At 34.3% G+C, this 8078-nt stretch carries 8 protein-coding genes; 5 read left to right on the plus strand and 3 right to left on the minus strand.

From position 1 onward, the window contains the following. Nucleotides 1-595: 595 nt before the first annotated feature. The 3 genes from Q0Q96_RS09440 to Q0Q96_RS09450 all read right to left on the minus strand — a co-directional run bounded on the left by Q0Q96_RS09440 (nt 596) and on the right by Q0Q96_RS09450 (nt 4022). Nucleotides 596-1180 carry a hypothetical protein gene (locus Q0Q96_RS09440; protein ID WP_293874188.1) on the minus strand — a complete coding sequence of 195 codons (585 nt, stop codon included), beginning with the start codon at nt 1178-1180 and terminating at the stop codon, nt 596-598. A gap of 359 nt (nt 1181-1539) precedes the next feature. Continuing rightward, on the minus strand, nt 1540-2784 hold the full coding sequence (locus Q0Q96_RS09445) for an MFS transporter (protein ID WP_293874191.1): 1245 nt from the start codon (nt 2782-2784) through the stop codon (nt 1540-1542). A gap of 89 nt (nt 2785-2873) precedes the next feature. Further along, a complete protein-coding gene (locus tag Q0Q96_RS09450) occupies nt 2874-4022 on the minus strand; it encodes a C1 family peptidase (protein WP_293874194.1) in 1149 nt (382 codons plus the stop codon). A gap of 110 nt (nt 4023-4132) precedes the next feature. Between Q0Q96_RS09450 and Q0Q96_RS09455 the strand changes: the two genes are divergently transcribed. The 5 genes from Q0Q96_RS09455 to Q0Q96_RS09475 all read left to right on the plus strand — a co-directional run. Beyond that, entirely contained in the window at nt 4133-4972 is an 840-nt protein-coding gene (locus tag Q0Q96_RS09455; RefSeq protein ID WP_293874196.1) for a 1,4-dihydroxy-2-naphthoyl-CoA synthase, read from the plus strand. A 58-nt stretch (nt 4973-5030) separates the two neighbouring features. Beyond that, nucleotides 5031-5954: a 1,4-dihydroxy-2-naphthoate octaprenyltransferase gene (menA, locus tag Q0Q96_RS09460; RefSeq protein ID WP_293874198.1), complete on the plus strand. Its 924-nt coding sequence runs from the start codon at nt 5031-5033 to the stop codon at nt 5952-5954. Nucleotides 5955-5963: 9 nt separating this feature from the next. Next, nucleotides 5964-6641 carry a metal-dependent hydrolase gene (locus Q0Q96_RS09465; protein WP_293874200.1) on the plus strand — a complete coding sequence of 226 codons (678 nt, stop codon included), beginning with the start codon at nt 5964-5966 and terminating at the stop codon, nt 6639-6641. 2 nt (nt 6642-6643) lie between these two features. After that, nucleotides 6644-7696, plus strand: a complete 1053-nt coding sequence (locus tag Q0Q96_RS09470) for an o-succinylbenzoate synthase (RefSeq protein WP_293874203.1) — start codon at nt 6644-6646, stop codon at nt 7694-7696. Between the two features lie 169 nt (nt 7697-7865). Beyond that, on the plus strand, nt 7866-8078 hold a 213-nt coding region (locus Q0Q96_RS09475; RefSeq protein WP_293874206.1), incomplete at its 3' end, for a transposase.

Raw genomic sequence — 8078 nt, forward strand, 5'->3', positions numbered from 1 at the left:
CAAAATCTGTAAGTGAAAAAACAGTAAGTGTTTTAAGTGCAGGATTAGTTGAATTTAAGTGACAAAGTATAAGTTTTTTTTTCGTTAACGACAATTCTTTTGATTATACTAGTATCAATATCAAAATCACTTAATTCATAACTTCCATCAGCATTTCGTTGAAAAGAATTATCGATATTAAATTTTATTTTAATTGAAGGAGTAAAATCATTCAATCCGGTTTCTCTCTTAAATTGTTCAAGAGTTATTTGGCTTTTAACTCTTTATTTATGCAAATGTTCATCGTATAAGTCTTTTTCACAAGCAAATAGGATTAAAACAATCGGTAAAACAAGCAGATTAATAATTTTCACTCTTTTTTTTTCATAATTGAAACGTTTTAAGGGTTAATTTTAAATAAAATTGCGTTAGATTCTCGAGTTGCGTTTATTCACAACCTGACATTTTGCAGCTCGCAGGGGTGGTTTATTAAGGAAGCCTATACTTTCGGTTATACACCGACTTTGCAAGTACAAAACCAACTTCAAATTAAGCCCAAAAGCCGCTATTTCTACTAACCGCAGTTAGCCGTTCAGTTTTTTATTTATTTCGTTTTTCATATTTTCACTTGGCTCCAATTTTCACCACTTTTTATTCTTCTGATTTGCATTTCACTTACGCCAAATTGTTTTGCAATCATTTTTAATCTTGTTCTTTGTTCAGGTTTCGCTAAAAGTTTTTTGATCAGCATAACTTTGGTTACTGTTAATTTTCTGCCGTTAGATTTTAAATTATGTTCTAATAAATTTTTTTTTGCTTGGATTACAAACGGACTTTTTCGACCAAATTCAAGCATTTCTTCTCTTGTTGCCCATTTTAAATTTCTGTAATCATCATTATCACGTTTTCTATCTAAATGTAAAACGTATGTTTGTTCTTCTGAAGTTTTAGGTATAAAATATTTAGCAATAAGTTTTGAAAAAAATAGATGCTTGTTAGTTATTTTCCCGTTGTTAAAGATTTTATAATTGAATGTTTTATAACCATCAGCAGTTCCGCCTTTTAATTCTCTGCCAAACTTTATATCGTTTACAAAGCTAATTAATCTTCCTTTGTTGGAAATCGCGTAACGTAATTTTAGTTTATCTTCAATTATTATTTCCCTAAATTCTTCGTTTGGAAAAACTCTAATTGGTTTCATTGGTTCAAGTTTCATTTTAAATATAAATTTGATGTTTTTTGTTGTTTTTTCAGTGTTTCGCCAAACTGACGCCTAACTTGTACATTGACGATATAAAATTTCGATTATCTATACCAATATGGCTGTATAAGAAAAGTTTTGTTTCGTTTTTCAAATATAGTATTTTGTTACAAATCATCAAACAGTTTTTCCCCATGCTTAATACCTGTGCTGCAAAACTCTCCCGCCTTGGAGCAACTACAACATATATTTTTATTGTAAAGAATGCACAGCATTTTTAAACCTAAATTACCTTTAGTACTACAGCACAAATTCGGGAGTCATTTTCTTGCAGTTTTTTTTGAATGTTTAGCACCTTTTTATTCCACAAAATCCATATCCTTATAATGTGTTTCAGAAATGGTGAGCACCGAGTAAATCGCAAGACTAAAAACAAATGCGCCTACCAGCGCCGCAGCAGTTATGACACTTGATGCTGCTTTTAAGTAATCAAAAGCTATTAACATCAATGGTACTGAACCTCGCACCATATTAGGTATGCTGGTGGTGGCGGTGCTACGTAAATTGGTGCCAAACTGTTCAGAGGCAAGGGTAACAAACATGGCCCAAAACCCGGTTGATAAGCCCAGCCATGCACAATAAAAATAATACCTCTCCTCGGTTTTTGTACCGCCATATAGCAGTAAGAATACGCCCAATAATGTAAAAAGCATCATATAGAGTATCGTTTTTTTGCGCGAACCTATTGCTTGTGATATAAAACCACTTGAAAAATCGCCAATAGAACCAAAAACATATATCCAAAGTATGGCTTTTGAGGGATCAATTTTGGCAATCCCCATTTCGGGAGCAAACTGGTTTGCCATAAAGACCAAAATCCCAATACAAAACCAAATAGGGATTCCAATAAAAATGCATTTTAAGTACCTGATAAAAAGTATTTTTGTGGTGAAAAAAGACAAAAAATCGCCTCTTTTTACAGCATTTTTTTCTTTGACGTTTTTAAAAATACCGCTTTCTGCCACACTAATTCGCAACACTAAAAGCAACAGTCCTAATCCGCCGCCAATAAAATAAGCAGTAGACCAACTACCCGAAAGTTCCACTGTAAAATGCGCCACCACAGCACCCAGAACACCAAAACCAGCAACCAACGAGGTTCCAATAGCGCGCAATTCTTTAGGTAAAGTTTCGCACACTAACGTGATTCCTGCTCCTAATTCTCCAGCCAAACCAACGCCTGCGATAAAGCGCAACCAAGCATAAATATAAACCACATTTTCACCTTTGAGTTGGGGTAAAAAACCGCACGCAATATTGGCTAATGAATACACAACTATGGAACCAAATAATACCGAAAGCCTGCCTTTTTTATCGCCAAGAATTCCCCAAAGGATTCCACCCAAAATCATTCCGGTCATTTGGTAATTTATAATCATTGTGCCTTCAGTATCGGCATTAAGACCAAGATCGGTAAGGCTTTTTATGCGTACGATACCAAAAAGCAGTAAGTCATAAATATCTACAAAATAGCCCAAAGCAGCAATAATGACTGGGAAACTAAAAAGGATTTTAATTTTTTCTTGACGCGAAAAGGCTCTCATTATGTTGATTTTATTTGGTTAAACATAACAAAAAACCTAAAAGAATGTAATTCCATCAGGTTTAGTTATTTTCTAGAAAATGTTTTTGATTAAACGCCCAAAGCAGTTTTGGTTTTTTTAATCAAACCATCTTTATGCAACATCACCGAAATCGATTTTAATCTTAAATAAGCAACGCTCATATACACAAAACCATTTCGCCCAGAATTGGTGCCCCATGAGTTTTTCACTTTGTAAAACACGTCTCCTTTTTGATCTTCCACTTTTCCAACAATGTGCATCAAATGATCGTCTTGGGTATCAAAATTTTCAAATTCGGTTTGACGGTATTCGGGTGTAATTTTTTTTTCGGGTTTAATTTCGGTTAGAATAACTTGCGAATCAGTCTCGTTTTCTGGAATTACGGCAATACCATTTTTAGCCGAAAAAGTAGCTTCACTTACATCGGTATCGAGTGCTAAAGTGAATCCTTTATTTATAGCATTATCAATGTTTTGTATGAATTCATCCAAAGGCAAGTTGTAGAAAGTTCCATTTGCAAAATTATCAGGAATGTTCAAAATAAATTTTGAGTAAAAAGGCTCATTGGTAAATGAAGTTAGGGTAAGGTAATCCTCTAAATTCAAATTTGTGGTCGCTAAAAACTGTTTTGGAGAAAGAGATTTTTCGGTAGCAACAACTTTGGTGTTATCAATAGCTAGTTTTGGCAAAATTATTTTCTCATTTTCATTAAACTTGCCCATGTATTTATCTAAAACAGCGGTATAATCTGTCTTCCAATTTTGATATTTTTTGGGCGTCTCGGCAACTGCTTTTTTTACAATCGCTTCAAGTTCAGCTACCATTTTAGCATGATTATATTCCAAATCAGCAGTAGTTTTTCCGATAAAATTGCTTTCGGGAACAACACCATATTTTCGGGCACTGTTAATCACATCGTGACTCAAGCCGCCTTCTCCATATTGTGCTTTTCCTTGTCGCATCACATAATTTTCGGCTTTGTCAAGATAGGTGTTGCGAACGTTATACATTTCAGAAAGGTCAATTTTTTTTCCGGTTAAACGTATAATTTCGGCTTCCAAAAAAGAAGTTGTGGCAAAACTCCAGCACGTTCCCGTTTTATCTTGGGAAATTACGGGTGTTGCTTCAATATCTTTAAGCGTATGAAATTCATATTTTTGTGAAAATCCAGCATAGCCAAATAATAAGAAAGCAACATAAAATATCGATTTATTCATAAGGATTTAAAATTTAATTGTGTAGTTAAGAGTTAAAAATACTTTATTTTTACGCTAAAATAGTATAAATTATTTTTTGAGATTTTATTTTAACAAATTTTAGCACTTACATGAGTTCAATCAATTGGAAAGCAGTTAAGGATTTTGAAGACATCACTTATAAAAAATGCAATGGTGTTGCGAGAATTGCTTTTAATCGACCAGATGTTCGCAATGCATTTCGTCCCAAAACAACTGCCGAATTATTGGAAGCTTTTCACGATGCTCAACAAGACACTTCTATTGGCGTGGTGCTACTTTCTGCCGAAGGACCTTCATCTAAAGATGGTATTTGGTCTTTTTGCTCTGGTGGCGATCAAAAAGCGCGCGGTCATCAGGGTTATGTGGGCGAAGATGGTTATCACAGACTGAATATATTAGATGTGCAACGATTGATACGGTTTATGCCCAAAGCTGTTATTGCTGTGGTTCCGGGTTGGGCTGTAGGTGGTGGACATAGTTTGCACGTGGTTTGCGATTTGACTTTAGCCAGTAAAGAACATGCTATTTTTAAACAAACCGATGCAGACGTGACAAGTTTTGATGGCGGTTATGGTTCGGCTTATTTGGCCAAAATGGTGGGTCAGAAAAAAGCAAGAGAGATTTTCTTTTTAGGACGAAATTATACCGCGCAAGAAGCATTTGAAATGGGAATGGTTAATGCGGTGGTACCTCATGACGAATTAGAAAATGTAGCTTATCAGTGGGCACAAGAAATTTTGGAAAAATCGCCAACATCTATAAAAATGTTGAAATTTGCTTTGAATCTTACAGACGATGGTATGGTGGGACAACAGGTTTTTGCAGGTGAAGCAACAAGATTAGCCTACATGACTGATGAAGCCAAAGAAGGACGAGATGCCTTTTTAGAAAAAAGAAAACCCAACTTTGAAAAAAAGTGGTTGCCGTAGTTCAATGATTCGTTAATTCGTTACTTCGATGTACAAATAACCAAATAAACTTAAAAAAATGAAACACTGGATTGAAGCCGCACGCATTCGCACCTTACCGCTGTCGGTATCTGGGATTATTGTGGGTAGTTTTTATGCGATGTCACAAGCCATGTTCAATTGGAATATTGTGATTTTTGCGTTGCTAACCACGCTAGGTTTACAAATACTTTCCAATTTTGCAAACGATTATGGCGATGGTATTAAAGGAACCGATAATGAGGATCGAGTGGGTCCAAAACGCTCCCTTCAAAAAGGAACCATTACCCCTTTTGCAATGAAAAATGCCATGATATTAATGTCGGTGATTACCTTGTTTTTCGCTGTTTTATTGATATATTATGCTTTCAAAGAAAGCTATTTACTGTATTCTTTTATCTTTTTGTTTTTAGGATTTTTAGCGATTGCATCAGCCATTAGGTATACTGTGGGTCAAGGCGCTTATGGTTATCGTGGTTATGGCGATGTGTTTGTATTTATTTTCTTTGGATTGGTAAGTACGTTTGGGGTGTATTTTATGTTCACAAAACAAATAGATTGGTTGTTATTGTTGCCCGCAACGGCTATCGGTTTTTTAAGCGTTGGCGTTTTAAATCTCAATAATATGCGAGACGAAGATAGTGACCGAAAAGCCGGAAAAAATACTGTAGTAGTTCAAAAAGGTAGCGAGTGGGCTAAAAATTACCATTATTTTTTAGTCATTTCAGCTATGGTTTTGGTGGTTGTATTTGCCATTTTAAACCAGTTTCATTTTGACCAATATTTATTTTTAGCGGCTTATTTCCCAATGAGTTCACACCTATTGACTGTGTTTAAAAACAAAAACCCTAAACTTCTAGATCCCGAGTTGAAAAAATTAGCCTTAAGTACCTTTTTTCTATCGGTTTTACTGGCGTTAAGCCTAATTTATTTTGTTTCAGATTTATTGGTAAACTACATATAAACATATTTTATGAAAATAACCTTTTACGGACACGCTTGCATTGGGATTGAAGTCGGCGGAAAACACCTTCTTATTGACCCTTTTATTTCGGGCAATGAAAATGCAGCGCATATTGACATCACTAGGTTAAAGGCAGATTATATTTTGATAACTCATGCTCATTTTGATCACATTGCAGATGTTGAGGTGATTGCAAAAAATAATAACTCGGTTATTGTTTCCAATTGGGAAATAGCAAACTACTATGGTAAAAAAGGATTTCAATACCATCCGATGAATCACGGTGGAAGTTGGCACTTTGATTTTGGAAAAGTGAAATATGTTGCTGCTGTACATTCTAGTTCGTTTCCAGATGGAACTTATGGTGGTAATCCCGGCGGATTTGTTATTGAAGGCGAACACAAAAATATTTACCTCTCTGGCGATACAGCCTTAACAATGGATATGAAGCTCATTCCAATGCGAACCAAGCTCGATTTAGCAATTTTACCTATTGGTAGTTGCTTCACTATGGATGTTGACGATGCTATCATGGCAGCTGATTTTGTTGACTGTGATAAGATTTTGGGCTGCCATTTTGATACTTTTGGGTTTATTGTTATAAATCACGAAGAAGCCAAAAAGAAATTTTTTGATGCAGGAAAAGATTTAATGCTTTTAGACATTGGAACAAGTATTTCGCTTTAGTAATGAAAGCAACGTATTTCAAATACATACTTCATTTTAAAAAAGCTTCAGGAACCTCCAGAGGCATTTTAACCGATAAAGAAACTTGGTTTATCATCTTGGAAAAAGAGGGTAAAAAGGGAATAGGAGAGTGCGGAATTTTGCGTGGTTTGAGTATTGATGATCGACCAGATTATGAAGAAAAATTACAATGGATTTGCAAAAATATTCATTTGGGAGAACAAAAATTATGGGAAGAATTAGTCGAATTTCCATCTTTACAATTTGGAATTGAAATGGCTTTTTTATCTTTAAAAAGCGAAAATACGTTTATTTTATTTCCTTCGGATTTTACAGAAAACACAGAAAGTATTTCCATAAACGGATTGGTTTGGATGGGTGATGAAACCTTTATGAAAACTCAAATTGAGGATAAAATTGCGCAAGGATTTCGTTGTATAAAGTTGAAAATTGGAGCCATAGATTTTGATAAAGAATTGGCTATATTACGCTTTATTCGATCTAACTTTGATGAAAAAATGATTGAAATTCGAGTAGATGCTAATGGTGCATTTAATTCAAATGATGCTTTATTTAAAATTAAGCAACTATCTGGTTTTAAATTGCATAGTATTGAACAACCGATTAAAAAAAACCTTACTGACACGATGTCAGTTTTGTGTAAAAATACTACTATTCCTATAGCTTTGGATGAAGAGCTAATCGGCGTATTTTCAAAAGAAGAAAAGGAAAATTTACTTCAAAAAATTAGTCCGCAATACATTGTTTTGAAACCCAGTTTTATTGGTGGATTTAGAGGAACTTTGCAATGGATTTCTCTTGCCGAAAAATTAAATATTGGTTGGTGGATTACTTCGGCTTTAGAAAGTAATGTTGGTTTGAATGCGATTGCACAGTTTACTTTTATGCAAAATAATTTGATGCCTCAAGGATTAGGGACGGGAAGTTTATACAGCAATAATTTTGAATGTCCGTTGCTGGTTTCTGCTGGGCAACTGTGGTATGATACAGATAAAAAGTGGGAGTTTGATTTTAATAAAATCAAAACGCGTTAAGTCTTTTATGTTCCTCAAACCAGCTGTTTAATTATTAAAATTTTTGCTGAAATACGCAGAGTTTTAAAATTAATGATTTTAGCTTTACTGTATTTTTTAATTTTATCCTATGTTTAATAATTTGTTGAGGTGTTCTGATAATTACTAATATTTTTTTGTGCCTTTAAAAATGGAAAAGTTTACAGGAGAAAGTATTTTAGAATTTACAGACAGATTCAAAACTGATTTAGATTGTTTAGGTTATTTGGCAGAAATAAAGTGGAGAGACGGCTTTCATTGTGTTAAATGTAATCACAGAAAGTTCACAATTCGCAAGAAGAATTTTGCTAGAGATTGTAATGCTTGTCATCATATCGAAAGTCCAATTGTTGACACTATTTTT

The organism is Flavobacterium sp., assembly GCF_025352015.1.
Lineage (GTDB): Bacteria > Bacteroidota > Bacteroidia > Flavobacteriales > Flavobacteriaceae > Flavobacterium.

Excerpts from the sequence above, each read along its gene's own strand:
- Q0Q96_RS09440 (WP_293874188.1), bottom strand. The coding sequence starts at position 1,180 with ATGAAACCAATTAGAGTTTTTCCAAACGAAGAATTTAGGGAAATAATA.
- Q0Q96_RS09445 (WP_293874191.1), bottom strand. The coding sequence starts at position 2,784 with ATGAGAGCCTTTTCGCGTCAAGAAAAAATTAAAATCCTTTTTAGTTTC.
- Q0Q96_RS09450 (WP_293874194.1), bottom strand. The coding sequence starts at position 4,022 with ATGAATAAATCGATATTTTATGTTGCTTTCTTATTATTTGGCTATGCT.
- Q0Q96_RS09455 (WP_293874196.1), top strand. The coding sequence starts at position 4,133 with ATGAGTTCAATCAATTGGAAAGCAGTTAAGGATTTTGAAGACATCACT.
- menA (WP_293874198.1), top strand. The coding sequence starts at position 5,031 with ATGAAACACTGGATTGAAGCCGCACGCATTCGCACCTTACCGCTGTCG.
- Q0Q96_RS09465 (WP_293874200.1), top strand. The coding sequence starts at position 5,964 with ATGAAAATAACCTTTTACGGACACGCTTGCATTGGGATTGAAGTCGGC.
- Q0Q96_RS09470 (WP_293874203.1), top strand. The coding sequence starts at position 6,644 with ATGAAAGCAACGTATTTCAAATACATACTTCATTTTAAAAAAGCTTCA.